Annotated in this window: 1 protein-coding gene; it reads right to left on the reverse strand. The window is 63.4% G+C overall.

The genetic code is table 11. From position 1 onward, the window contains the following. Nucleotides 1–951 (reverse strand): sulfate/molybdate ABC transporter ATP-binding protein (locus A5655_RS13840; protein ID WP_067010931.1); only part of this gene is annotated, 951 nt, incomplete at both ends.

A 951-nucleotide genomic window follows, 5' to 3' on the forward strand; every position in this document is an offset into this window, starting at 1 on the left:
TGTCGCCCTCACGGAGGGCGAGCGCTTCGGCGTCGCCGCGGGTGATCTGGGCGGTGAACGGGCCGCCGGTGGCCGCGCTGGTCAGTTCCACCCGGACCTCGAAGCCCAGCGCCACCACCCGATCGACCGTGGCGCGCACCACCCCGATCGATTCCGCGGTGGCATCGGCGGTGGCCACCGCCATGTCGGGCTTGCGGCCCACCCGAATGTCATGCGGGCGCACCAACGCCCCATTGAGCTCAGAAACCGCACCCAAAAACGACATCACGAACGAACTCGCCGGCAAGTCATAGACCTCGGTAGGCGAACCGACCTGCTCGATGCGCCCCCTGTTGAGCACCGCGATCCGATCGGCCACATCCAGCGCCTCCTGCTGATCATGAGTCACCAACACCGTCGTCACATGCACCTCGTCATGCAACCGACGCAACCACGCCCGCAAATCCTCACGCACCTTGGCATCCAACGCCCCGAACGGCTCATCGAGCAACAACACCTGCGGATCAACCGCCAACGCCCGCGCCAACGCCATGCGCTGACGCTGACCCCCGGACAACTGATTGGGATAGCGGGTCTGAAACCCACTCAGCCCCACCACCTCCAACAAATTGTCGACCTTCTCTTTGATCTCGGCCTTGGGCCGCTTACGGATCTTCAGCCCGTAGGCGACGTTGTCGCGCACCGTCAAGTGCTTAAACGCCGCATAATGCTGAAACACAAACCCAATGCCGCGGCGCTGCGGCGAGACCCCGGTGACGTCGCGACCATTGATCGTCACACTGCCCCGATCCGGGTGATCCAACCCCGCGATCGCCCGCAACAACGTCGACTTCCCCGACCCAGAAGGACCCAACAACGCCGTCAACGACCCCTTCGGCACCACGAAATCCACATGATCCAACGCCACAAAATCGCCATAACGCTTATAAGCGTCCCGCACGATGATCGCGT

The organism is Mycobacterium sp. 1081908.1 (assembly GCF_001673535.1).
Classification (GTDB): Bacteria; Actinomycetota; Actinomycetes; order Mycobacteriales; family Mycobacteriaceae; genus Mycobacterium.